Source organism: Tardiphaga sp. (genome assembly GCF_025356345.1).
Lineage (GTDB): Bacteria > Pseudomonadota > Alphaproteobacteria > Rhizobiales > Xanthobacteraceae > Tardiphaga.
Genome location: NZ_JANXTC010000151.1, coordinates 21,680 through 45,439, shown reverse-complemented (window position 1 = coordinate 45,439; position 23,760 = coordinate 21,680). Strand labels below are relative to the sequence as shown.

The window sequence follows — 23,760 nt, the reverse complement described above, 5'->3', positions numbered from 1 at the left end:
ACCCTATCTCAATGATCGTGTTGCGGAACTTTGATTGCTGCGCGGGCTTTGTGCGGCTGCATTGGTCTGCTACGTTCCATTCAGCACCCCACCCGCAGCCATTTTGAGACTGGTTTCGGCTTAACCGGGACCACGGAGGATTGATGACCGCCGCCATGACCAAAGCGCAAGAAATCTCCGGATCGCCGAGCGGCATTCCCGACATGAAAGTGTCGGTTCGTCAGGTGTTCGGGATCGACTCGGACCTTGAAGTGCCTGCTTTCTCGAACGGCGACCCGCACGTTCCGGACATCGATTCCGACTACCGTTTCGACCGCAACACCACGCTGGCCATTCTTGCCGGCTTCTCGCGCAACCGCCGCGTGATGGTGACCGGCTTTCACGGTACCGGCAAATCGACCCATATCGAGCAGGTGGCGGCGCGGCTGAACTGGCCCTGCGTGCGCGTCAATCTCGACAGCCATATCAGCCGCATCGACCTGGTCGGCAAGGATTCGATCGTGGTTCGCGACGGCAAGCAGGTCACGGAATTCCGCGACGGCATTCTGCCGTGGGCGCTGCAGAACAACATCGCCCTGGTGTTCGACGAATATGACGCCGGCCGTCCGGACGTGATGTTCGTGATCCAGCGCGTGCTGGAAGTCGCCGGCCGCCTGACGCTGCTCGACCAGAACAAGGTGATCAAGCCGCATCCGTCGTTCCGGCTGTTCTCGACCGCCAACACCATCGGCCTCGGCGACACCTCGGGCCTCTATCACGGCACCCAGCAGATCAACCAGGGCCAGATGGACCGCTGGTCGATCGTCACCACGCTGAACTATCTGGCGCATGACGAGGAAGTCGAGATCGTACTGGCCAAGGCCAAGCATTACCGCACCCCGGAAGGCCGCGACATCGTCAACAAGATGGTCCGTCTGGCCGACCTCACGCGCAATGCCTTTGCCAATGGCGACCTGTCGACGGTGATGAGCCCGCGCACGGTGATCACCTGGGCCGAGAATGCCGACATTTTCTCGGACATCGGCTTCGCCTTCCGCGTCACGTTCCTGAACAAGTGCGACGAACTGGAGCGCCCGCTGGTGGCGGAATTCTACCAGCGCTGCTTCAATGCGGAGTTGCCGGAGAGTTCGGTGAATGTCGCGCTGAGCTGAGGCGAACTGGTTTCTTACTTCCCTTCTCCCCTTTGGGAGAAGGTGCCTCCGCGAAGCGTAGGCGGATGAGGGGTAGTCGCCAAGCTCAGAGCCCGCGGACCCCTTACCCGTCTTGACCGCTTCGCGGTCGATCCATCCTCTCCCACAAGGGGAGCGGGAAGAAGGAGAGGCGCGATGAGCACGACGACAAAGTCAAAAGTGCCGTCTACGCCGGACGAAGGTCCGGTGGGATCAATCCGATATGCCGACGATTTCTATGGCTGGGTCGAGCAGCAGGTCGCGCTGCTGAGAGCCGGCAGGCTCACCGAAATCGACGCGAAAAATGTCGCTGAGGAGTTGTCCGACGTGGGGCGCACTGAGTACAGGGAGTTGGAAAGTGCACTGCGCGTTCTGATGCTCCATCTTCTAAAATGGGATTACCAACCGACGCATCGCTCGCGAAGCTGGGTCCGCTCCATCGAGGTACAGCGCCGGCGCGCGACGCGCGTACTCCATCAAAACCCAAGCCTGAAGCCGCGCGTACCCGAAGCCACCCGAGAAGCCTATGATGACGCAAGACGAGAAGCCGCGTTTGAAACGGGGCTTGCCAATAAGTTATTCCCAATGAACTGCCCTTATGATTGGCCTGCGATCACCACCCGCTTCGTAGAGTTAGATGATCAGCGATCGCCGGATGAAGATTAACATGTTGGAGCGTCGCGCGATCTCATGACCACAACCACCACCAACAAGTTCCGCACCGGTGCCAAGGAAGCCCCGACCGAGCCGTTCAAGCGGGCGGTGACGTCGTGCCTGCGCGCCATCGCCCGATCGCCGGAGCTGGAGGTCACCTTCGCCGCCGAGCGGCCCGGCCTGTCGCCCGGCAAGGCGCGGCTGCCCGAACCCGCGCGAAAAATGAGCAAGCGCGACGCCGCGATCGTGCGCGGCCATGCCGACTCCATCGCGCTGAAGCTCGCCTGTCATGACCCGAAAGTGCATCGCAAGCTGATGCCCGGCAATCCGCAAGCGCGTGGTGTCTTTGAGGCGGTCGAGCAGGCCCGAGTCGAGGCGATCGGTTCGCGCCGCATGGCCGGCGTGGCGAAGAATCTCAGCGCCATGCTCGACGACCATTTCCATCGTGGGAAATTCGACGAAATCACCGACCGCGCCGACGCGCCGCTGGCCGATGCGCTGGCGATGCTGGTGCGCGAGCGTCTCACCGGCCTCGCGCCGCCCAACGCGGCGAAGAAGATGGTCGACCTGTGGCGCCCGATCCTCGAGGACAAGATCGGCCACCGCCTCGACAAGCTCGACGGCCTCACCGAGAATCAGGCCAAGTTTGGCGACGCCGTGCATGATTTGCTGTCGGCGCTGGAATTGGGCGATGAGCGCAGCGCCGATTCCGAGGACGACGAGAACGATCAGGATGATGAGCGCCAGGGTGAGAATGACCAGGCCGGCGCCGAAGGCTCGCCGGAAAGCGATGCCGCCCAGGAGATGAGCGCCGACCAGGCGCAGCAGACCTCGGACGAGATGTCCGACCAGTCGATGGAATCCGCGCAGGCCTCCACCGCCGACACGTTCGACGACGGCGAGATGGGCGACGATGAAAGCCCGGGCGAGGCGACACGGCCGAATTCGCGCGGCGCCAACGAGCTGCGCGGTCCGGAATATCACGCCTTCGCGCCGAAATTCGACGAGGTGATCGCCGCCGAGGACCTCTGCGACCACGACGAGCTGGAACGGCTGCGCAGCTATCTCGACAAGCAGCTCGCGCATCTGCAGGGCATCGTGGCGCGGCTGGCCAACCGCTTGCAGCGCAAGCTGATGGCGCAGCAGAACCGCGCCTGGGAGTTCGATCTCGAGGAAGGCATTCTGGATCCGGCGCGGCTGTCGCGCGTCGTCACCGACCCGCACCACCCGCTGTCCTTCATGCACGAGAAGGAAGCCACCTTCCGCGACACGGTGGTGACGTTGCTGCTGGACAATTCCGGCTCGATGCGCGGTCGCCCGATCACGGTGGCGGCGACCTGCGCCGACATTCTGGCGCGGACGCTGGAGCGCTGCGGCGTCAAGGTGGAAATTCTCGGCTTCACCACCCGGGCCTGGAAGGGCGGGCAATCGCGCGAGGCGTGGCTCGCCGCCGGCAAGCCGGCCAACCCGGGCCGCCTCAACGATCTGCGCCACATCATCTACAAATCCGCCGACGCCCCATGGCGCCGGGCGCGAAAGAATCTCGGGCTGATGATGCGCGAGGGGCTGTTGAAGGAGAACATCGACGGCGAGGCGCTGGACTGGGCGCACAAGCGCCTGCTCGGCCGTTCCGAGCAGCGCAAGATCCTGATGATGATTTCCGACGGTGCGCCGGTCGATGACTCCACGCTGTCGGTCAATCCCGGCAATTATCTGGAGCGCCATCTGCGCCACATCATCGAGGAGATCGAGACCCGCTCGCCGGTCGAGCTGATCGCGATCGGCATCGGCCATGACGTGACGCGCTACTATCGCCGCGCCGTGACCATCGTCGACGCCGAGGAACTCGGCGGCGCGATTACCGAGAAGCTCGCGGAATTGTTCTCCGAGACCTCGGGCGCCGCGCCGACCGGTCGCCGCAGGCGGAAGACGCATTAGTCCTTCGTAGGATGGGTCGAGATGTCGATCGCGCGTCGGCGCGATCGACATCGAAACCCATCATTGTCTCGTCGCTGTGATGGGTTTCGCTGCGCTCTACCCATTCTACAAGGTCCTCGCGTGGCCGCTGATCTCACCCGCCGTCATTTTATCTGGAGCGCTGTCGCGACCGCGGCGATGGCCTCCTTCGCCTATGCCCAGAGCGTCCCGGTCGCCGCACCGCCGATCGCCGCCGCGCCGGTCTCCATCGAGATCGAATCTCGCCCGATTCCTTCCTTCGACACCCGCGACCGCGGCCATCTGCGGTTCGGATCGCTGCGCTATCGCAGCGGTCTGGTGTTGACCTCGAAATATCGCGACTTCGGCGGCCTTTCCGGTCTGCGGCTTGACGCCAAGGGCGAAAATTTCGTCGCCATCAGCGACAAGGGCAACTGGTTCACCGGCAGGATCACCTATAACGGCGCTGCGATGACCGGCCTCGCCGATGTCGAGGCCGCGCCGATCCTCGGCGCCGATGGCCGGCCGATCACCGCGCGCGGCTGGTACGACAGCGAGTCGATCGCGGTCGATGGGCCCACGGTCTATGTCGGCCTCGAGCGGGTGCACCAGATCCTGAAATTCGGTTTCGGCCGCGACGGCGTCCGCGCCCGCGGCGAGGTGATGCCGCAGCCGCCGGGGATGCGCCAATTGCCGTCCAATGGCAGCCTGGAATCGCTGGTGGTCGGGCACAGCGGCTTCGCGCTGGCCGGGCTGCTGATCGCGATCTCGGAGCGCGGTCTCGATCCCGCCGGCAACATCATGGCGTGGCTGATCGGCGGCAAGGCACCGGCGACCTTTGCGGTCCGCCGCACCGACAATTTTGATATCAGCGACGCCGTGCAATTGCCGACCGGAGACCTCCTGCTGCTGGAGCGCAAATTCTCGCTGCTCGGCGGTGCCGGCATCCGCATCCGCCGCATCGCGCTGGCCGGCATCGTGCCCGGCGCCACCGTCGACGGCCCCGCGATCTTCGACGCCGACCTCGGCTACGAGATCGACAATTTTGAGGGCCTCGAGGCGCACGTCACCGCCGAGGGCGAGACGGTACTGACACTGATCTCCGACGACAATTTCTCGATGCTGCAGCGAACGCTGCTGATGCAGTTCACGCTGGTGGAGTAGGGCGGCGCGCCGCGGGTGAAAACGATCGGGCTACGCCGCCATGTCCTTGGCGCGGTGGCTGGCGATCAGGGTGCGCACGTCGGCGGCGGGCTTCGCGGCGCTGAACAGCCAGCCCTGCATTTCCGTGCAGCCGAGCGCGCGCAGCAGCTCCTTCTGCTGCTCGGTCTCGACGCCTTCCGCCGTGGTTGTCATGTTGCGCGAGGCCGCGATATTGACCACCGCCTGGACGATCGACGACGAGCCCTGCGCCTCGGCGATGTCAGTGACGAAACAGCGGTCGATCTTGATCTTGTCGAACGGGAAGCGCTGCAGATAGCTCAGGCTGGAATAGCCGGTGCCGAAATCGTCGAGCGCGATCCGCACCCCCAGGCCGCGCAGCCGGTACAGGATGGCGAGCGCCATTTCGTCGTCGCGGATCAGCACCGCCTCGGTGATCTCCAGCTCCAGCCGCCGGGCCGGCAGGGCCGAGGCCGCCAGCGCCGCGGCGACGTGGAGCGCCAGCGCCTGGCTTCGGAACTGCACCGGCGAGACGTTGACGGCGATCTTGATGTCGTCCGGCCAGGTCGCGGCTTCCATGCAGGCGGTCGTCAGCACCCATTCGCCGAGCTGGCTGATCAGGCCGATCTCCTCGGCGACCGGGATGAATTCCGAAGGCGGGATCAGGCCGCGCTCGGGGTGGCGCCAGCGCAGCAGCGCCTCGCAGCCGGTCACGCGGTTGCTCTGCAGGTCGAGCAGCGGCTGATAGAACACTTCGAAGCCGCCGGTGCCGAGGCCGCCTTCGGTGACGGCGCGGCGCAGATCGAATTCCAGCGTGCGGCGGGCCTGCACCTTGGCGTCCATCCGCGGCTCGAAAAAGCGATAGGTGCGGCGGCCGTCGGCCTTGGCGTCGTACATCGCCAGATCGGCGTTCTTCAGCAGCGAATCGAGGTCGCTGCCGTCGCGCGGCGCCAGCGCGATGCCGATCGAGGCATCGGTCAGCAGCTGGTGGCCAAGGCATTCGAACGGCTCGCGGATCGCGGCATAGATGCGCCCGATCAGATCGGTGATGTCGCTCTGGCTCTCGACGCCGGTCTGGACGATGGCGAATTCGTCGCCGCCCAGCCGCGCCACCACGTCGGAGCCGCGCACGCAGCCGCGCAGCCGGATCGCGATATGCCGCAGCAATTCGTCGCCGACCGGATGGCCGAGCGAATCATTGATGCCCTTGAACTCGTCGATGTCGATATAGAGCACCGCGCATTGCGCGCCGCGATCGACGCGCTTGAGCTCCCGCTCCAGCTCCTCCTGGAACAGGGTCCGGTTCGGCAGGTCGGTCAGCGGGTCGTAATGCGCCAGATGCGCGATCTTCTCCTCGCTGCGGCGACGTTCGGTGATGTCCTCGTGGGTCGCCACCCAGCCGCCGCCGGGCACCGGCTGCGACGAAATCTGGATGGCGCGGCCGTCGGCGGTGCGCATGGTGGTGATGGTGGTCCGCGCGGCGTCGCGCAGCACCGCCTCGACATAGTCGTCGATCTCGCCGGCGAACGACCCGGTGTCCTTGCGATGCGCGATGACGTCGCGAAACCGGCTGCCGGGCCGGATCACGCCGCGGGACAGGCCGTAGATGTCCAGATAGCGCTGGTTGCAGACCACCACCCGCGCCTGCGCATCGAACAGCAGCAGGCCCTGGGTCATGTTGTCGATCGCGGTGTCGAGCCGGTTCTTCTGCAGCGCCAGCTCGGCCCGCGCGTCGCGGTTCTGGCGCTGGATGTGCCAGATCACCAGCCACAGCAGGCCGGCGATGATCAGCGCGGAGAGCCCCGCGATGCCGACCAGCATCTTGGTTTGCGTGTGCCAGTCCGCCAGCGCGCTTTCGATGGTGGCGCTGGCGACCAGTGCGATCGGGAAGTCGCGCATCAGCCGGATCGTACCCAGCCGATCGACGCCGTCGATCGCGCTGATCGCCCGGATCGTGGCCGGCTCGTCGCTGAAGCGCAAATGCTGCAGCTGGGCGCTCGATCCGAAATTCTGTCCGATCGCCTCCGGCACCGAGGGAAACCGCGCCAGCAAGGTGCCGTCGCGGTGGTACATCGCGATCGCGGCGTCATCGCCCAGCATCACCGAGGCGAAGAATTTTTCCAGCGGCGCGGGCTCGACGCCGCGGGTCACGATGCCCAGCAACTCGCCGTTCGGGGCGCTGATCCGGCGCGCGAACAGCGTCTTCCAGCGGCCGGTCAACCGGCTCAGCACCGGCTGCACATATTCCTCGTTGTCGCCAAACTGCGGCGATTTGATCGCCTGAACATAGGCCCGGTCGACCACCGGCATGGTCGGGGTTGGCCAGGCGTCCGACCAGTTGATCAGATTACCCTCGGCGTCGAGCACCGTCAGACTGCCGTTGAAATCATCGTCGGCGGTCGATCTCAGCATCGCATGGGCTTCATAGCTCGCCATGTATTTCGCAAAACCCTCCGGCGTCATCACGCCGTTGGTGCGCAGATGCGAGGTCAGGCTTTTCTGGACGCGCTGCAGGTCCTTGAACTGCTGGTCGAAATGCCGGGTCAGCAACCGGACCGTATTTTCCAGCTCGCGCGTGCTGTTGTCGAGCGCGCGCTGGCGGAAATGATCGACGGTGACGGCGGTGCCGCCGGCGATGACGGCGACCAGCAACACGCCGATCGCGACCAGCCACGACACCGGGCTGCGGCGCAGCGCCGGGGCAACGTCGCCGCGCCCGGCCGAGCCAGGTGTCATGCGCCGTTCATCGGCCGCTGTTGTCCGCAGACGCAATCGCATATCGCCACCCCTCACCCAGAGGTTTAGTCCAGCAACCATGGAAGCGGAGTTAGCAAGCTCGGTTAATAAGAGCTTAAGCCAGCCACGCCCGTGGCGACGGTCCGCGCGCCCGGTCCATGGCCTATGCCGCCAGCGGCTGCTGGGATGCGCGGGACGGGAAGGTCTGGTTGCGGCCGCGCGCCTTGGCGGTATAGAGCGCGATATCGGCGTCCCGGATCAGATCCTCGGGCGCGGCCCGCGCCGACGGCACCATGCTGCACGCGCCAATACTGACCGTCATGGATCCGACGCCGCCATCCTGCGATGCGCTGATCTCGATCCGGATCCGCTCGCCTAGTTCGATCGCCTCGGCCAGCGACAGGCCGGGCAGGATCAGGGCGAACTCCTCGCCGCCATAACGGGCGGCGCAGTCGCTGGCGCGCTGCGCGTGCCGCGCCAGGCTGCCGGCGATGCCGGACAGCGCGAGGTCGCCAGCCTGATGGCCGAACACGTCATTGTAGATTTTGAAGTGGTCGGCATCGACCATCAAGAGCGCCAGCGGCATCTGGACGCGCAGCGCGCGCTGCCACTCGGCTTCGATCACGGTGTCGAAATGGCGGCGGTTGCTGAGGCCGGTGAGGCTGTCGGTCATGGCGAAGCGCGCCATCCGGTTCTCCGCCAGCGCGCGCTTGCGCATTTCGCGCGCCAGCAGCAGCAGGCCGGCGCAGGCGATCAGACCCAGCACTCCCATCGCACCGGCGATCTGCAGGGCCTGCTGCTGCCACTGGCCATAGATCGTCGCCGTGGCGCGGCCGACGATCACGATCAGCGGGTGCGACCCCTCGCGCCAGACGAATAGCCGCTGCACCCCGTCAATGGCGGATTGGCCGACATAGGCTCCGGCCAACGACGCCAGCGCCTGTTGCACCGCCGGCGTCCGGCTCATGTCACGGCCGACCACGTCCATGTCGAACGGCGCCCGCATCACCAGCACACCGTCCTGCCGGATCACTGTGATCACATCCTCCGGCTCGAGCTGCAGCCGGGCCATCATCTCGTGGAAATAGCTGTAGCGGATAAAGCCGGACACCACCCCGAGGAAGCTGCCGTCACGGGCCTCGATGCGCCGGCTCAGCACCAGCCCATACGCGCCGTCGTGCAGCATCGGCTTGCTGATGAACAGGCCGAACAGGGGATCGCGCTGGTGGACCTTGAAGAATTCCTCGTCAACGAAGTTAAGCGGCGCCGGCTCTAGCCGGGCGGAATCAACCGTTACATTGCCGGCAATATCCATCACCTGCAGGGCGCCGAAATGCCGGGCGGTGGCGGCATGATCGAACAGGATCAGCTGCCGCAGCGGTTTCGAGGCGGCGGCGACTTCCGGCGCCGGGACATTGATCGCGACGTTGCGCAGCGACAGATCATACAGCTCGATGTTACGGCCGATGTCGGCGTCGATGCTGGCGGCGAGGTTGCTCAGCATCTGGTTCGCCAGCCGTTCATCGCCCTGGCGCATGCTGAGCAGTACGCTGCCGCAGATCGCCGAAAACCCGACCACGACCAGCACCGCGGCGGCGAGCAGCCAGCGCGGGGCAAGTCGACTTATGTCGCTCGGGCTGTCGGGCATCATCACGGGCAGTCAATCCGGTTATCGTTGCTCGGTCGATAAGTCGCCGCCTTGCTTTAGATTCAATCTCGCCAGTAATCCAACATTTGTGCGTCTCGCCCTGCTGGCAGCCCAGATTGGTGAGAGTGTTGTTAATCCATTCAGCGCGGTCGACGATCGCAGGCTTGATATGTCGGAACCCGGGCGGAGCGCTCGGCATTTTCATCAAAGATTTACCGACCTTGCTAACCGAGTGTTGTGTATCAGCCGGCTACCACCATGGTCTGGGGGCATGTGACGATGCATTGGCGGCAACAGGGATTTGGCGGCGCGCGCGCGCCGCGCGCGGCGTCCGCGCGGCGGAGGGGGTTTCGACTCGGCCCGGTTCGCGGGCTGATCCTCTGTGGCGCGCTGTTGATCATCGCGATCGCGATCGGCACCGGACTGGTCGCGCTGCATTTTCGCGACCGCGCCATCGAGACCAGCAAGCGGCAGCTGGAAAACACCGTGCTGCTGGTCTCCCGGCACTTCGACCAGCAGTTCGATGATCTGCAGGGCGTGCAGAACGACGTCGTCGCTTATATGCGGTCGGCCGGGATCGACAGCGCCGAATCCTACGGCAGCCGGATGTCCGGGCTCGAGATTCACCGCATGCTGCGCGGCAAGCTCAGCGGCCAGAAATATGTCGGCGGCCTCAATCTGTTCGATGCCGACGGCCGGCTGATCAATTCATCGGAGGCGTGGCCGGTCTTGGCCACGAATGTCGCCGACCGTGATTATTTCAGGCGGCTGCGGGCCGGCGACGGGCCGCAAATGGTGAGCGCCGAACCGCTGATCAGCCGCGTTACCGGCGCCTGGACGGCATTGTTCGCGCGCAGGCTGGTGGGCGCCAAAGGCGAGTTCATCGGCGTCGTCAGCCGCGGCGTCGAGCCGGTGCATTTCGAGAGTTTCTTTGCCTCGCTGGCGCTCGGCCAGGACGCCATCATCGCGATGACCCATCGCAACGGCACCGTGCTGGCGCGTTACCCGCGGGACGAGCGGGTGGTCGGCCAGAACATCGCCGCGAGTCCGGCGTTCCAGAATATCCTCGCGGCGGGCAGCGCTTCATCCGGACGTTACATCAGCCCGATCAACGGTGAGGACCAGCTCACTTCGGCCCGGATGCTGGATGGTGCGCCGGTTCTGATCGTGGCCACTACCCCCATGAAGGTGGCGCTGGCCGACTGGCAGCAGCAGACAAGGCTGCAGGTGATCGGCGCCGCACTGGCGGCGATTGTGATCTTCGTCACCCTGCTGCTGATCGTGCGGCAATTGACGCGGCAGCACCGCGCGGCGCAACAGGCGCTGGCGCGGAAGTCGCAATATCTCGACACCGCCATCAACAGCATGACCCAGGGCCTGCTGCTGTTCGACGCCGAGGCGCGGCTGGTGGTGTGCAACGATCGCTTCATCCGCATGTTCGGCCTGTCGCCCGACATCGTGAAACCGGGCTGCCATTTCCGCGACCTGATAGCGCACCGCAAGCAAGTCGGCAGCTTCATCGGCGATATCGACGAATATTGCCGCGATTTCGGCGAAACCGCCGCGGACGGCCAGCCCCACAGCAAGGTCCTGATGCTTCCGGACGGTCGCTCGATCCAGCTTTTGTACCAGCGCTCGGCCGATGGCGGCTGGACCTCGACGGTGGAGGACATCACCGAGCGCCGCCACACCGAGCAGCGCATCTCGCATCTGGCGCATTACGACGCGCTCACCGATCTGCCCAACCGGGTGATGTTCCGCCAGCAGCTCGAGCGCGAGATTGCCACGCTCGGCGACGGCGCCCAGTTCGCGATCCTTTACATCGATATTGACGAGTTCAAGGGCATCAATGATTCGCTCGGCCATGCCATCGGCGACGAGTTGCTGAAGGTCGTCGCGGTCCGGTTGCGCAACTGCGTCGGCAAATCCGGCTTCGTGGCGCGCCTCGGCGGCGATGAATTCGCGGTGGTGCAGACCGCGATCAGCAGCGGCGCCGACGTCCGGGCGCTGGTCGCGCAGCTTTATCTGGCGATCCGCCAGCCCTTGAACTGCCTCGGCCACCAGCTCACCACCGACGCCTCGATCGGCATCGCGCTGGCGCCGCGGGACGGCACCGACCTCGACCAGTTGCTGCGCCACGCCGATCTGGCGATGTACGCCGCCAAGGCCGACGGCCGCCGCACCTTCCGCTTCTTCGCCGCGGCGATGGATGAAAGCGCGCAGGCGCGCCGGCTGCTCGACCAGGACCTGCGCCGCGCGCTCGCCGAGGTTCGCCGCGATGGCCATGGCGATCTCGAGATCCACTACCAGCCGCTGGTCGACATCGCCAGCAACGCCGTCACCGGCTGCGAGGCGCTGCTGCGCTGGTGCCATCCGGAGCGCGGCATGATCTCGCCGGCGGAGTTCATTCCGGTCGCCGAGGAGACCGGGCTGATCAACGAGCTGGGCGACTGGGTGCTGCGCAGCGCCTGCCTCGAAGCGGCGGCCTGGCCGTCGCATGTCAAGCTCGCGGTCAACGTCTCGCCGGTGCAGTTCAAGTCGCAGACGCTGGTGCTGCAGGTGGTGGCGGCGCTCGGCGCTTCTGGCCTGCCGGCGCGCCGGCTCGAACTGGAGATCACCGAGGCGGTGCTGATTCACGACGACGACGCCGCGCTGGCGACCCTGCATCAGCTGCGCGACATCGGCGTCGGCATCGCGCTGGACGATTTCGGCACCGGCTATTCCAGCCTGAGCTATCTGCACCGCTTCCCGTTCGACAAGATCAAGATCGATCGCAGCTTTGTCGCCGGCATGCTCGGCGATGGCGGCTCGTCGTCGATCGTGCAGGCGGTGGTGACGATCGCCGCCGCGCGCGCCATGGTGACCACCGCCGAAGGTGTCGAGACCGCGCCGCAGCTCGACCGGCTGCGCACGCTGGGCTGCACCCAGATGCAGGGCTGGCTGTTCAGCAAGGCGAAGTCCGCGGCCGACATCCGCGAGCTGCTCGCCGCGCCGGATGTCAGCGCCGCCATCGCGTAACCGCGCCGTACGACCCCTATCTCGAATGGGCGTCGGGCGGGTTGGCGTCCGCTGTCGCGCGGATGGCGAAGACGGAAGCGTTATCCGCCGCGACCGGGTAGGGTAGGCGGCGGGAGAAGCTGCGCGATTCCGCCTTAGGCAACACCGCGGAATTCCGATGGACAACAAATATCTGAAGCGCCTGCGCAAGAAGGCGAAAAAGGGCCGCCGCGGCTGGCCGCTGGCGACCGTGGCCTATTACGGCCCGGATCTCGACCGCGCCACCAAGGTAAGCGTCGGCATCATGCCGGCTTTCGCCCAGCCGGCCACCGCGACGCGGGCGTGGACCGTCAGCGAAGGCGATATCCGCGAGGATGGCGCCGTCGCGGAAGCGATGCTGGCCTTCATCGCCGAGCACCATGCGCTGTCGGTCGGCATTGCCGGCGCCATTCTCGGCTGTCCGCACCAGCAGGGCATCGACTATTCAGGCGACTGGTGCCCCGATCCCGCCTGCGGCTTCTGGCACGGCCGCGATCGCTGGAGTGGGGCAATGGTGGAGGAAGATCATAGTTAGATCGAGTGATAACGCGGCGACGGCGATTTTTGATGACCTCGCCCCGCTCGCGGGGAGAGGTCGACCGGCACGGCGCGGCGATGCCGGTCGGGTGAGGGGCTATCGCGTGAAACTCTCACCCCTCACCCGCCCGCCTCAGATGATCGAGCGATCGACGTTGCGCACTTCGCCGGTGCGGGCGTCGACATCGACCTCGATCCACTTGCCCTGGCTGTCGTGGCCCTCGATCTCCCACTGGTCGTCGTCGTAATTGGTCTTGGTCACCGTGACGACGCCGATCTGGCTGGCCACCGCCAGCGCCTCCTGCAGCGTCACCGGACCGACCGCCTGTTCGACCGGCGCCCGCGCATAAGGCTGCGCGGGGAAGTAGTCCGCGGCCCACACCGGCGTCGCCGCCCCGATCGCCAAGGCCGCGAGTAGCGGCAGCATCCCGTTTCGCTTCGTGGTCATAAAAATTCTCCCGGTTGTCCGAGCGCCACCATGGCGGCGCACCATGACAACAACCGGGCGGCCAGCGTGGCGTTCCCGCGGCAAATGCGGCGATGTTGTGGGCGGCCGTGATGGAAGCCGCGGGGCGGGTCGGCGACGCGTGACCCGCCGCCATGAGATGCGTGAAGGGCGCAATACGTTTCGCTATTCCGCCCTGCGCCTGAGAGCTGGCTGCTTTGCGATGCATATGGTATGCTATCGACTGACCGGAGGCATCGATGACCATTGCCGACATGGTGTATAGTCAGGTGAAGCTGCTACCCGAGCCGCTCGCGCGCGAAGTGCTGGCATTTGTTGTCACGCTTCGTGAAGGTCGCGACCGCGCCGAATGGCGCGACTTGATGCAGGCGCAGGCCGTAGGCCTGGAGTCGGTGTGGGACAATTCCGAGGACGAAGTCTGGAATCATGTGTGAGCGGGGCGATCTGCTTCTTGTTCCGTATCCATTCACGGACCTGTCGGCCTCCAAGCGCCGGCCGGTGCTGGCGCTGACCCGCGCCGACAATTTTCGCGATTTCATCGCGCTTCCCGTGACGTCGCGCCCGCAGGCCGGGCACGGTCTGCCGCTTGCGGATGCGGACATGCTGACTGGAGCCCTCCCGGTACCGAGTTGGATAAGAACCAACCGCATCATGACGCTCAACGCCAGTCTCGTGGTGAAGTGTGTCGGGGGAGTCTCCGACAAGACGCTGGCAACAGCCGTTGAGCGCTTCTGCGCCTATCTCGAACAACCGTAGGGCGGGTCAGAAAAGCGTGACCCGCCGCCATGTCACGCGCGAAGACGGTGGAATACGCTGGCGCTATTCCGCCCTACGGGGCTGTGCGCTTCCCGATGGTGCGCTTCCGACTTCATTCCGCGGCGGTTGCCGGCGGCAGCGCGAAGGTCTCGACCCTGGAGAGATCGAGCTTGCCCGAGGCATGGTCGATATCGAAGCCGACGACATCGCCATTGGCGTCGAGGTCGACGTTGATGCCCTCGACGACTTCAATCGTCCGCGTCCCGGCCGCGCCGTTGAGTTCGATGTAGAGGCTGTCGGTTTCCGCATAATAATGCAGCTTCATGGCGCGTCCTCGCGAAAATTCCGGTCGAAGAAGGCGTTATGGATGGTCTCGCGGTGGTCCAGCGTAGATGCTGGTCGGCTCGTTGGAATCGTTCCCCGGACGCAGTGCACTGCCAGGCGATGCTTCGCATCGCAAGGCCGCGCCGGGTCCGGGACATGATAGCCAATCACCGCGGTCCTCGCGGATCAAACGCCAACACAAAACGGCCGGATCCTGCGATCCGGCCGTCTCTAAATTCTGTAATCCGCTTGATCGCCGAGGCAACAGCCTCAGGCGGCGGGCGCGGCTTCGACGACGCTGACCGGAGCGGCTTCCGCCTCCGGGGTCTTCTTCTGGATGGCGCGCTTCAGGAGCACGGCCTTCTGCGAGAGCTCGCTCTCCTTGGCCTTGATCAGATAGGCGTCGAAACCGCCGCGGTGATCGACCGACTTGACGGCGTTGGTGCAGACGCGCATCCGCACGCCGCGGCCCAGCGCGTCCGACAGGAAGGTCACATTGACCAGGTTCGGCAGAAACCGGCGCTTGGTCTTGTGGTTCGAGTGGCTCACCTTGTGGCCGACCTGGGGGCCCTTGAGTGTCAGTTCGCAGCGGCGGGACATGGTGAAATCCTTGTTCATCCCCGCGCCAGCCTTTGCCAGGCAGGGGTTGTAAATCGAGTCCATTTTCAGGAACCGCGGACCTATAGGGGGCTTGGCCGCCAAGGTCAAGATCGCAGGCGGCGGCCAGCCGGCGAAAATCGCGGCCGATCCATTGTCTATCGCCATTTCCGGTTTGTGTTCAATCATATAATCGACGTATTCCAGCCGGAACTATCGCCAATCTTTTCGCGGCCGCGCATGGCGCGCCGCAGCAGTGGGAATCGCACCAGGTGAGCTTCCACGGGACATCGTTGCTGAATCTGTCGACCCGGCCGGCGACTTATGGCCGACCGGCCTTGTCATCGGCCGCGGGCCTCGCGCAGGCGGCGCTGCTGCTCGGGCTGGCCGCGGCCGCGCCGGCGCAGGCGCAGGGCCGGCTGGAGGCCAAATACGAGGCCAGCCTGGCCGGCATCGCGGTCGGCAAGGGTGGCTGGGTGATCGAGATCGGCGACGACCAGTATAATGCGGTGTCGAGCGGCGGCACTTCCGGCCTGCTGAAGGCCTTTGCCGGCGGCTCCGGCACCGGCGCCTCCAATGGCCGCGTCGTCGCCGGCTCCCTGGTGCCGTCCGGCTATGTCGCCACCACGGTGTCGGCGAAGAAGGCGGAAACCATCCGCATGACGCTGACTTCCGGCTATGTGAAGGAGTTTTCGATCGAGCCGGAGCCGCCGGTCGATCCGGAGCGGCTCGCCATCACCGACGCGCACCGCCGCAATGTGCTCGACCCGATGACCGGCTCGCTGATCCGCGCCGCCGGTTCCGGCGAGGTGCTGACGGCGGATTCCTGCCGCACCGGGATGTCGATCTTCGACGGCCGCATGCGCTACGACCTCAAGCTCGATTACAAGCGGATGGAAACCGTGAAGGCCGAGAAGGGCTATCACGGCCCCGCTTTGGTCTGCGCGCTCTATTTCACGCCGGTGGCCGGCTACATTCCCGACCGCGCCGCGATCAAATATCTCGCCGCGCAGCGCAACATGGAAGTCTGGTTCGCGCCGATCGCCGGAACAAGGGTGCTGGTGCCGTTCAAGGTCACGGTGCCGACTCCGCTCGGCAGCGCGATGCTGGAGGCGGTCGAATTCGTCACCACCGCCACGCCGCGGACCGCGGCGAAGACGAATTGACGCGCGCGCGGGCCTTGCCACGATCTTGCCGCAAGAAATTTCGCCGAACCGGTCAAACCCGCACCGATTTTCAGGTCTTGCGGCGGGATTGTGGCGGCGACATCGGCCGACATCGCGCTTGACTCCCGAGCGGTTCGGAGTCCGCGGCGCATTAAGGAAATCGGCGGTTTCGCAGGCCTTGTTGCCGCGCCGCAAACTTGATCTAGTCAAGGAACCGGAGTCGCGGCCCGAGATGTTGGGGTGGTCGCGGCGCACCGGTGCGGAGTCACCGATTCGGGCCGGTTTCGTTCCGTTCCTGTTCCAAAGCTTAAGCCGCGGCTGCCGAGACGTCGCAATCCGACACATGACTTGAAAAGCCGGCGACGCGGAAATACCTGAGAATCATGGCCTTTTCTTCCTCCCCGCCGAATTTTTCAAACGGTCGGGCTCCCGGCGCCGGCGTTACCGCGGTGCTCGGACCCACCAATACCGGCAAGACCCACCTCGCGATCGAGCGGATGCTGGCGCATTCCTCGGGCATTATCGGCCTGCCGCTGCGGCTGCTGGCGCGCGAGGTCTATAACAAGATCGTCGATCGCGCCGGCCCCGACGCGGTGGCGCTGATCACCGGCGAAGAAAAGATCAAACCGCCGAAGCCGCGCTACTGGGTCTCCACCGTCGAGGCGATGCCGCGCGACATTGATGTCTCCTTTCTCGCGGTCGATGAAATCCAGATCGCGGCCGATCTCGAGCGCGGCCATGTCTTCACCGACCGCATCCTGCATCGCCGCGGTCGTGACGAGACGCTGTTGCTGGGCGCGGCGACGATGCGGCCGATCATCGAGCGGCTGCTGCCCGGCGCCAACATCGTGACGCGGCCGCGGCTGTCGCATCTGGAATTCGCCGGCGACCGCAAGATCACGCGGCAGCCGCGCCGCACCGCGATCGTCGCGTTCTCGGCCGATGAGGTCTATGCGATCGCCGAACTGATCAAGCGCCAGCATGGCGGCGCCGCGGTGGTACTGGGTTCGCTGAGCCCGCGCACCCGCAACGCCCAGGTGGCGATGTTCCAGAACGGCGACGTCGATTATCTGGTCGCCACCGACGCCGTCGGCATGGGCCTCAACCTCGATGTCGATCACGTCGCCTTTGCCAGCGACCGCAAATATGATGGCTATCAATTCCGCCGGCTGAACCCTTCCGAGTTCTCGCAGATCGCCGGCCGCGCCGGCCGCGCGACCCGCGACGGCACCTTCGGTACCACCGGCCGCTGCGCGCCGTTCGAGCCCGAACTGGTCAATGCGCTGCAGAATCATACGTTCGACAGCGTCAAAGTGCTGCAATGGCGCAATTCGAAGCTGGATTTCTCCTCGATCGCCGCGCTTCAGGTGTCGCTGGCGGTGGTGCCGACCCATGACGCGCTGACCCGCGCGCCGATCGCCGAGGATTTGCGCGTGCTCGATCACGCCGTGCGCGACCCCGACGTCAAGGAATGGGCGCAGGGCAAGGTCGCGGTGGAAAAATTGTGGGACACCTGCCAGATTCCGGACTACCGTCGCATCGCGCCGGCGGCGCATGCCGAGCTGGTGGTGACGATCTATGGCTTCCTGATGCAAAGGGGCCGTATTCCTGACGCATGGTTCGGCGCGCAAATCGCGCAGGCCGACCGAACCGATGGCGATATCGACACGCTATCGGGGCGAATCGCCCAGATCCGAACCTGGACCTTTGTGGCAAATCGTCCCGATTGGCTCGCCGATCCCGAACATTGGCAGCAAATATCGCGCGAACTTGAAAATAAACTGTCAGATGCACTGCATGAACGGCTCACGGAGCGTTTCGTTGATCGCCGTACCAGTGTATTGATGCGCCGCTTGCGGGAAAATACAATGTTGAATACTGAAATTGGTAAAACGGGCGAAGTGATCGTAGAGGGCCATGTCATTGGCCGTCTGGACGGTTTCACCTTTGCGCCGGATGCGGCTGAAGCCGGCTCAGATGCAAAGGCCCTGCAGGCCGCGGCGCTGAAGGCGCTGGCTGGCGAGATCGAGAGTCGCGCCGAGAAACTGTCGAATGCGCCGGACGACCAGTTCGTGCTGGCCTCCGATGGCACGATGCGCTGGACCGGCGACGCGGTGGCGCGGCTGGTGGCGGCCGACGACGTCTTGCATCCGCGCTTGCGCATCATTGCCGATGATCGGCTGTCCGGCGCGCCGCGCGACGCCGTGCAGGCCCGGCTCGAGCTCTGGCTGAAGACGCATATCGAAAAACTGCTTGGGCCGCTGTTTGATCTCACCAAGGCCGAGGACATCACCGGCATCGGCCGCGGCATCGCCTTCCAGCTCACCGAGGCGCTCGGCGTGCTGGAGCGGCAGAAGATCACCACCGAGATGAAGGATCTCGACCAGCCATCGCGCGCCACCTTGCGCAAATATGGCGTGCGGTTTGGCGCCTATCACATCTACTTCCCGGCACTGCTGAAGCCCGCCGCGCGCGCACTGGCGCTGCTGCTGTGGGCGCAGAAGCAGGACAATGTCGACATGTCGGCGCTGTCCACGGCGCAGCATCTCGCCGGCTCCGGCCGCACCTCGTTCCCGGTCGACAAGCTGCTGGATCGCGATGCCTACCGCATCCTCGGCTATCGGCAGTGCGGCGAACGCGCCGTGCGCGTCGATATTCTCGAGCGACTGGCCGATCTGATCCGTCCCGCTTTGTCATGGCGCGACGCCTCGCCGGGCGACAAGCCGGCCGGTGCCTTCGATGGCCGCAGCTTCGTGGTGACCCAGGCGATGACCTCGCTAACCGGGTCGGCCGGTGAGGATTTCGCCTCGATCTTGCGCGCGCTGGGCTATCGCATGGAGAAGCGCCCGCCGCTGCCGCCCGCGCTACCCCGGCCGGTGGCCGCCACGACGCCGATCGAGCCCGTGGTGACAGGCGCCGCGCCGGATGATGCCGTCGCTTCAGATGCGCCGAGCGAAGGTCTCGTGGCTGACGTCGATGCGGCGGCTGAAGCGCCTGCCGTTACTGTCGAGACGCAGGAGATCGCCGATATCACACCGGAGCTGCCATCGGCCGAGCAGCATGTGGTGTCGCCTTCCGCCGCGCTGCTGCCGGGCGTCGATCTCGGCCCCGGCGTTGCCAGCGAGTCTGCCGTCGTTGAATTGCGGTCTGATCCCACCCCGGCGGTCGTCGAAGCGGCTGCCGTTGAAGAGGCCGCGCCTGCCGAGGCAACCGCGTCTGTTGAAGAAGTCGCACCGGTTGCGGAAGCGCTCCCGGTTGAAGCGTCGGCTGAAGCCGTCGACGCCGTTTCCGTGGATCCGGCTACCGCCGAAACGGCGGCGCCGATTGAAGGGGCTGCGCCCGAGTTGGTTGAAGTCTGGCGGCCCGGTGGCCGTTCGGAAGAGCGCCGTCCGCCGCGGCACGACCGTAACCGCAGCCGCCAGCCCCATTCGCAGGGTACGGCGCAGGTCGCTCCCGCCGAAGGCGAGGCCGCTGACGGCGCCAAGCGCGAACGTCAGGGCGATCGTCCGAATCAGGGCCGTCGTGACCGTAATGAATTCCGCCGTCCGCGCAGCGATGCGCCGGCCGCCAGTGCCAGCGCGTCGGCCGAAGGCGCGCCGAACCGCGGGCCGCGCGACAATGACAACGCAGGCCGCCCGCCGCGCGAGCGTTTTGGCGACAAGAGCCAGGGCGACAAGAAGTTCGGCGATCGCGGCAAAAGCAAGTTCAAGGGCGGTGAGCGTGACAAGGGCGGCCGCGATGGGCGTCCCGATCGCAATGACCGTGGCGGCGGGGCCATTCGCCCTTATGCTACCAGCGCAGCCCCGCGCGAACGTGACCGTCCGATCGACCCGAATTCGCCGTTTGCCAAGCTGGCGGCGCTCAAGGAACAGCTGGCCGGACGCAAGGATTAGGTTGCGATATCTGGCCACGCCCTGCGAGCGGGCGACGGGCGGGATCGACCGTTTGGATATGGTGGTGATTGGAACGCCAGCGTCTCGATAAGTGGCTGTGGCATGCGCGCGTGGTGAAAGCCCGCAGTAGTGCCGTTGCGCTCGTCGAAGGCGGTCATGTCCGTGTCAACGGAGCCCGCGAAAAGGCTCCCGGACATGGCATCAAGATCGGCGATGTGGTGACGGTGGCGCTGGACCGAACGGTGCGACTGATGGAGGTCACCGGCTTTGCCGAACGGCGGGGCGACGCCACCGCGGCGCGCGCACTGTTCGCCGATGTGCAGGCCCGGCCCGATGACCGCCAGGGCTGAATCGCTCGGCCAGTCTACCCTGGCCAGCACGTCATATATGGTTTGCAATCCGTCGTGCCGATGTGTGCCGCATCCCTTGCGGCTGCGGGGTGGGTGCGCTACGCCAACACTGAAAATCGATAGTTTCCGGAGCCTTGGATGACCTACGTCGTCACTGAAGCGTGTATCAAGTGCAAATACACCGACTGTGTTGAAGTCTGCCCTGTAGATTGCTTCTACGAGGGCGAAAATATGCTCGTCATCCATCCCGACGAATGTATCGATTGCGGCGTGTGCGAGCCGGAATGCCCTGCCGACGCCATCAAGCCGGACACCGAGTCGGGTCTTGAGAAATGGCTTGAGGTAAATACCGAATACGCCAAGAGCTGGCCGAATATTACCCAGAAGAAGGAAGCGCCTGCTGACGCCAAGGAATTCGATGGCGTGGACGGCAAGTTCGAGAAGTTCTTCTCGCCGGCGCCCGGCACAGGCGACTAAGTTCCGCATCCGGCGCTGGCCTCGATCACCGGCGCGGATTGACAGCTAAATTTACCCTACCCCTGATTTGAACGGCGCCACGGCCCCAAGCCGGCCTAGGTGGGCCATAAATCATTGATTTTTGCGGGAAATGTGCTATTATAGGCACATTCAACAAGCTGGACCCTTTGGTGCCGCTCGATTGGCCCTGCCGGGTCCCCCGTTTCACATCAAACAGGGGCGCGGCAGTTCCCGCGCACAGGCTGTGTCACAGAAAACGCGTAAAAAAAGTGTCTCCAAGAGTCCGAAAGCTTCTTCGAAGGTTACTTCGAAGAAAGCCGCCGCAGCTGGCCGCGGAGCAACCAAAGGCCGTGCTCAGCCTTCTGTCAAGGATAGCCGGGCCGCCGTGAAGGATGTGGCTGCCAAATCTCCACGTGCCAAGGCGGTCGTTGCTAAGCCTGTCACGGGTAAATCTGTTAACGTCAAGTCCTCCAAAAACAAAAGAAGTGCAATGCCCAACAAGACTGCGAAACCCGCCGCCAAGGTCGCCCCCAAGGTTGCCGAGAAACCAGCCGCCAAGCCGGTTGCGGCCAAGGCTCCCGTCGCTGCCGTGAAGGCGCCGGTTGCCGCCAAGGCTGCTCCGAAGGAAGCGGTGAAGGCGGTCGCCAAGCCCGCCACCGCGGCGCCGCGCACGGAGGAGCCGAAAAAGGTTCTGACCCAGCGCCAGGGCTTCAAGACCGGCGAGTTTGTGGTCTATCCGGCGCATGGCGTCGGCCAGATCCTTGCCATCGAGGAGCAGGAGATCGCGGGCGCCAAGCTTGAACTGTTCGTGATCAATTTCATGAAGGACAAGATGACGCTGCGGGTGCCGACCGCCAAGGTCGCCAATGTCGGCATGCGCAAGCTGTCCGAGCCTGCGCTGGTGAAGCGCGCGCTGGAAACGCTGAAGGGCCGTGCCCGCATCAAGCGCACGATGTGGTCGCGTCGCGCCCAGGAATACGAAGCCAAGATCAATTCGGGCGACATCGTCGCGATTGCCGAGGTGGTTCGCGATTTGTTCCGGTCCGACTCGCAGCCCGAGCAGTCCTACAGCGAACGCCAGTTGTATGAAGCCGCGCTCGACCGCCTGTCGCGCGAAATCGCGGTTGTGCAGCACGTCACCGAGACCGAAGCGGTCAAGGAAATCGAAGGCCAGCTTGCCAAGAGCCCGCGCCGCGGCGCCAAGGCCGAGGCGGGTGCCGAGGCTGGCGCGGATGATGCGGATTCCGACGGCGACGATGCCGCGGTGGCCGACGAAGCCGCGTAAGCGTCGCGTAAAGTCAGTTCTGAAAAAGCCCGGCCGCAAGGTCGGGCTTTTTGCTGTTGTGACGACGAGGAATTAATCGACCACGATCTTAACGAGGTCGCGCGCTTTGACATTGGCGCGGGCATCAAGGCCGTTGAGAACGCGAAACCTCTCTGCAGGACGGTCAACGCCGTTCATGCGGTGCGACAATGACTCGACCGTATCGCCCGGCTGTACCGTGATCACCTTCAGCCGCAGCGGCCGTGCCGCCTGGATTTCCTCGAGCGACAGCCGGCGGAACGAGGTGACGGTTTCGCGGGCGTTGCGTTCGCTCTCGGTGGTCTTCTGCTTGGCGGCGAAAATGAACCGGTAGACGTCGCTGCCGAAGCGAAGCGCGTAGACGCGAAATTGCCACTGGTCACCCTGCGCGGTCGCCGAGGCCGCCGGGAAACCATTTATGGTCAGGTCCTCGGTGGAAGCCTTTTCGACATTCTCCATCCAGCCGGAATTGAGATAGTCGCTCAACGTCTGCTCGGCCGGTACCCGGACCACGTCGAAACGCATCGCCTGGTTGCCGCCTTCGCGAACCCCGATCACGGCCTGCGCGGTGTTGTCGAGGGTGAAGGACTCCGGCGCCTGGAAACTGAATCCGAGCTTTGGATGCAGGAAGCGGCGACCGCGAACGAAACCCTCGCTGGGATCTTCGCCATAGACGATGTTGTCGATCGCCGCGAGATAGGTCTCACGGTCGCGCTCGCCACCTTCGGGCGAGGTATATTGCTGGGCGTTGGCCTGCGCGTTCTGCACCCGCTCCGGCGTCGCCGGATGCGAGGACAGAAAGTCCTGCGCGCGCGGATCGAGCGGCGAGCGGCCGGCCTTCATGGCGGCGTTGCGCTCCATCGAGGCGAGGAAGCGCGAGGCGCCGTAGGGATCGAAATGGGCGCGGGCGGAGATGCCGACGCCGATACCGTCAGCCTCGAATTCCTGTGCCCGCGAAAAGCTCGCCATCGTCAGCTTGGACTTTGCCAGTGCCAGCGCGGTGAGGTCGGGATCGCCAGTGGCCATGTCGGTCACGACCCGGGTGACGGAGGCCTGCCGCGCCTGTTCCTCGCGGATCGAGGCATGTTTGGCCAGCACATGCGCCATCTCATGCGACAGGACCGAGGAAAGTTCGGAGGTGTCGCTGGCCAGCGCGACCAGGCCGCGGGTGACATAAAGCTGTCCTGTCGGCAACGCGAAGGCGTTGACGGCGCCCGAATTCAGAATCGTCACCTTATAGGCCAGGTCAGGCCGTTCGGAGGCCGCGACCAGTCGCTCCACCGTCTTGGTAATCAGTGATTCCAGGCGGGGGTCGTCATACGACCCGCCATAGGAGGCCAGGATTCGCTCATGTTCTTTTTCGCCAGCCGGGGTCTGCACGACAGCCGGCTTCGGTGGCCTGGTGGGGGTGGTTGGTTTTGTCGCGACCTCGAAACGGCTGGCATCGCCGCACGCCGACAGGGCCAAAGCCGCGCACAGCAAAACCGGCGCAGCCCAAAGGCCGCGGCTTGAACCGGTCTGCCGTCCCGTCGCTGTCACGTCGTCACTCTCT

General features: G+C 65.1%; 19 protein-coding genes. 13 read left to right on the top strand and 6 right to left on the bottom strand.

Going from position 1 to position 23,760, the window contains the following annotated elements:
- Positions 1-143: 143 nt before the first annotated feature.
- The 4 genes from cobS to Q0S16_RS08840 all read left to right on the top strand — a co-directional run bounded on the left by cobS (position 144) and on the right by Q0S16_RS08840 (position 4,922).
- On the top strand, positions 144-1,151 hold the full coding sequence (gene cobS, locus Q0S16_RS08855; protein ID WP_295847157.1) for a cobaltochelatase subunit CobS: 1,008 nt from the start codon (positions 144-146) through the stop codon (positions 1,149-1,151).
- Positions 1,152-1,325: 174 nt separating this feature from the next.
- Complete coding sequence (locus tag Q0S16_RS08850) at positions 1,326-1,835, top strand: DUF29 domain-containing protein (RefSeq protein WP_295847155.1); 510 nt, start codon at positions 1,326-1,328, stop codon at positions 1,833-1,835.
- A 24-nt stretch (positions 1,836-1,859) separates the two neighbouring features.
- Positions 1,860-3,761: a cobaltochelatase subunit CobT gene (gene cobT / locus Q0S16_RS08845; protein ID WP_295847154.1), complete on the top strand. Its 1,902-nt coding sequence runs from the start codon at positions 1,860-1,862 to the stop codon at positions 3,759-3,761.
- Between the two features lie 177 nt (positions 3,762-3,938).
- Positions 3,939-4,922, top strand: coding sequence for an esterase-like activity of phytase family protein (locus Q0S16_RS08840; protein WP_295847183.1), 984 nt, complete (start codon positions 3,939-3,941; stop codon positions 4,920-4,922).
- Positions 4,923-4,952: 30 nt separating this feature from the next.
- Here Q0S16_RS08840 and Q0S16_RS08835 read toward each other — a convergent pair whose 3' ends face one another.
- Both Q0S16_RS08835 and Q0S16_RS08830 read right to left on the bottom strand, forming a co-directional pair.
- Positions 4,953-7,655 (bottom strand): EAL domain-containing protein, encoded by a 2,703-nt coding sequence (locus Q0S16_RS08835; protein ID WP_295847153.1) that lies wholly within the window; start codon positions 7,653-7,655, stop codon positions 4,953-4,955.
- A gap of 163 nt (positions 7,656-7,818) precedes the next feature.
- Complete coding sequence (locus Q0S16_RS08830) at positions 7,819-9,306, bottom strand: sensor domain-containing diguanylate cyclase (RefSeq protein WP_295847181.1); 1,488 nt, start codon at positions 9,304-9,306, stop codon at positions 7,819-7,821.
- Positions 9,307-9,561: 255 nt separating this feature from the next.
- Between Q0S16_RS08830 and Q0S16_RS08825 the strand changes: the two genes are divergently transcribed.
- Positions 9,562-12,321 carry an EAL domain-containing protein gene (locus Q0S16_RS08825; RefSeq protein ID WP_295847151.1) on the top strand — a complete coding sequence of 920 codons (2,760 nt, stop codon included), beginning with the start codon at positions 9,562-9,564 and terminating at the stop codon, positions 12,319-12,321.
- A gap of 157 nt (positions 12,322-12,478) precedes the next feature.
- The gene (locus Q0S16_RS08820; RefSeq protein WP_295847150.1) at positions 12,479-12,874 is read left to right on the top strand and encodes a hypothetical protein; all 396 of its coding nucleotides are present in this window, start codon (positions 12,479-12,481) and stop codon (positions 12,872-12,874) included.
- 135 nt (positions 12,875-13,009) lie between these two features.
- On the opposite strand, the gene Q0S16_RS08815 is transcribed toward Q0S16_RS08820, so the two are convergent.
- Positions 13,010-13,324 (bottom strand): PepSY domain-containing protein, encoded by a 315-nt coding sequence (locus Q0S16_RS08815; RefSeq protein WP_295847149.1) that lies wholly within the window; start codon positions 13,322-13,324, stop codon positions 13,010-13,012.
- A 257-nt stretch (positions 13,325-13,581) separates the two neighbouring features.
- On the opposite strand from Q0S16_RS08815, the gene Q0S16_RS08810 reads away from it, so the two are divergent.
- Both Q0S16_RS08810 and Q0S16_RS08805 read left to right on the top strand, forming a co-directional pair.
- Positions 13,582-13,776, top strand: coding sequence for a hypothetical protein (locus tag Q0S16_RS08810; RefSeq protein ID WP_295847147.1), 195 nt, complete (start codon positions 13,582-13,584; stop codon positions 13,774-13,776).
- Positions 13,769-14,098 carry a type II toxin-antitoxin system PemK/MazF family toxin gene (locus Q0S16_RS08805; RefSeq protein ID WP_295847145.1) on the top strand — a complete coding sequence of 110 codons (330 nt, stop codon included), beginning with the start codon at positions 13,769-13,771 and terminating at the stop codon, positions 14,096-14,098. Before Q0S16_RS08810 ends, Q0S16_RS08805 begins: the two co-directional genes overlap by 8 nt.
- A gap of 112 nt (positions 14,099-14,210) precedes the next feature.
- Here Q0S16_RS08805 and Q0S16_RS08800 read toward each other — a convergent pair whose 3' ends face one another.
- Positions 14,211-14,423 carry a DUF2283 domain-containing protein gene (locus Q0S16_RS08800; protein WP_295847142.1) on the bottom strand — a complete coding sequence of 71 codons (213 nt, stop codon included), beginning with the start codon at positions 14,421-14,423 and terminating at the stop codon, positions 14,211-14,213.
- Positions 14,424-14,692: 269 nt separating this feature from the next.
- Entirely contained in the window at positions 14,693-15,022 is a 330-nt protein-coding gene (rpmB, locus tag Q0S16_RS08795) for a 50S ribosomal protein L28 (RefSeq protein ID WP_295847138.1), read from the bottom strand.
- 368 nt (positions 15,023-15,390) lie between these two features.
- Here rpmB and Q0S16_RS08790 point away from each other — a divergent pair, with 368 nt between their 5' ends.
- The 5 genes from Q0S16_RS08790 (at position 15,391) to Q0S16_RS08770 (ending at position 22,190) form a co-directional block, all read left to right on the top strand.
- A complete protein-coding gene (locus Q0S16_RS08790) occupies positions 15,391-16,185 on the top strand; it encodes a DUF3108 domain-containing protein (protein WP_295847178.1) in 795 nt (264 codons plus the stop codon).
- A gap of 383 nt (positions 16,186-16,568) precedes the next feature.
- Complete coding sequence (locus tag Q0S16_RS08785) at positions 16,569-20,078, top strand: helicase-related protein (RefSeq protein WP_295847134.1); 3,510 nt, start codon at positions 16,569-16,571, stop codon at positions 20,076-20,078.
- Between the two features lie 68 nt (positions 20,079-20,146).
- Positions 20,147-20,428 carry an RNA-binding S4 domain-containing protein gene (locus tag Q0S16_RS08780; RefSeq protein WP_295847132.1) on the top strand — a complete coding sequence of 94 codons (282 nt, stop codon included), beginning with the start codon at positions 20,147-20,149 and terminating at the stop codon, positions 20,426-20,428.
- 138 nt (positions 20,429-20,566) lie between these two features.
- Positions 20,567-20,905 (top strand): ferredoxin FdxA, encoded by a 339-nt coding sequence (fdxA, locus tag Q0S16_RS08775; RefSeq protein WP_295847129.1) that lies wholly within the window; start codon positions 20,567-20,569, stop codon positions 20,903-20,905.
- A gap of 187 nt (positions 20,906-21,092) precedes the next feature.
- Positions 21,093-22,190 (top strand): CarD family transcriptional regulator, encoded by a 1,098-nt coding sequence (locus Q0S16_RS08770; protein ID WP_295847175.1) that lies wholly within the window; start codon positions 21,093-21,095, stop codon positions 22,188-22,190.
- Positions 22,191-22,262: 72 nt separating this feature from the next.
- On the opposite strand, the gene Q0S16_RS08765 is transcribed toward Q0S16_RS08770, so the two are convergent.
- Positions 22,263-23,747, bottom strand: coding sequence for a M48 family metalloprotease (locus tag Q0S16_RS08765; RefSeq protein ID WP_295847125.1), 1,485 nt, complete (start codon positions 23,745-23,747; stop codon positions 22,263-22,265).
- Between the last annotated feature and the right edge of the window lie 13 nt (positions 23,748-23,760).

Bases quoted from the DNA above. Each gene is read 5' to 3' on its own strand.
- Q0S16_RS08810 (WP_295847147.1), top strand. From the start codon at position 13,582: ATGACCATTGCCGACATGGTGTATAGTCAGGTGAAGCTGCTACCCGAG.
- Q0S16_RS08850 (WP_295847155.1), top strand. From the start codon at position 1,326: ATGAGCACGACGACAAAGTCAAAAGTGCCGTCTACGCCGGACGAAGGT.
- Q0S16_RS08830 (WP_295847181.1), bottom strand. From the start codon at position 9,306: ATGATGCCCGACAGCCCGAGCGACATAAGTCGACTTGCCCCGCGCTGG.
- Q0S16_RS08835 (WP_295847153.1), bottom strand. From the start codon at position 7,655: ATGACACCTGGCTCGGCCGGGCGCGGCGACGTTGCCCCGGCGCTGCGC.
- Q0S16_RS08815 (WP_295847149.1), bottom strand. From the start codon at position 13,324: ATGACCACGAAGCGAAACGGGATGCTGCCGCTACTCGCGGCCTTGGCG.
- Q0S16_RS08800 (WP_295847142.1), bottom strand. From the start codon at position 14,423: ATGAAGCTGCATTATTATGCGGAAACCGACAGCCTCTACATCGAACTC.
- Q0S16_RS08805 (WP_295847145.1), top strand. From the start codon at position 13,769: ATGTGTGAGCGGGGCGATCTGCTTCTTGTTCCGTATCCATTCACGGAC.
- fdxA (WP_295847129.1), top strand. From the start codon at position 20,567: ATGACCTACGTCGTCACTGAAGCGTGTATCAAGTGCAAATACACCGAC.
- cobS (WP_295847157.1), top strand. From the start codon at position 144: ATGACCGCCGCCATGACCAAAGCGCAAGAAATCTCCGGATCGCCGAGC.
- rpmB (WP_295847138.1), bottom strand. From the start codon at position 15,022: ATGTCCCGCCGCTGCGAACTGACACTCAAGGGCCCCCAGGTCGGCCAC.
- Q0S16_RS08840 (WP_295847183.1), top strand. From the start codon at position 3,939: ATGGCCTCCTTCGCCTATGCCCAGAGCGTCCCGGTCGCCGCACCGCCG.
- Q0S16_RS08785 (WP_295847134.1), top strand. From the start codon at position 16,569: ATGGCCTTTTCTTCCTCCCCGCCGAATTTTTCAAACGGTCGGGCTCCC.
- Q0S16_RS08825 (WP_295847151.1), top strand. From the start codon at position 9,562: ATGGTCTGGGGGCATGTGACGATGCATTGGCGGCAACAGGGATTTGGC.
- Q0S16_RS08820 (WP_295847150.1), top strand. From the start codon at position 12,479: ATGGACAACAAATATCTGAAGCGCCTGCGCAAGAAGGCGAAAAAGGGC.
- cobT (WP_295847154.1), top strand. From the start codon at position 1,860: ATGACCACAACCACCACCAACAAGTTCCGCACCGGTGCCAAGGAAGCC.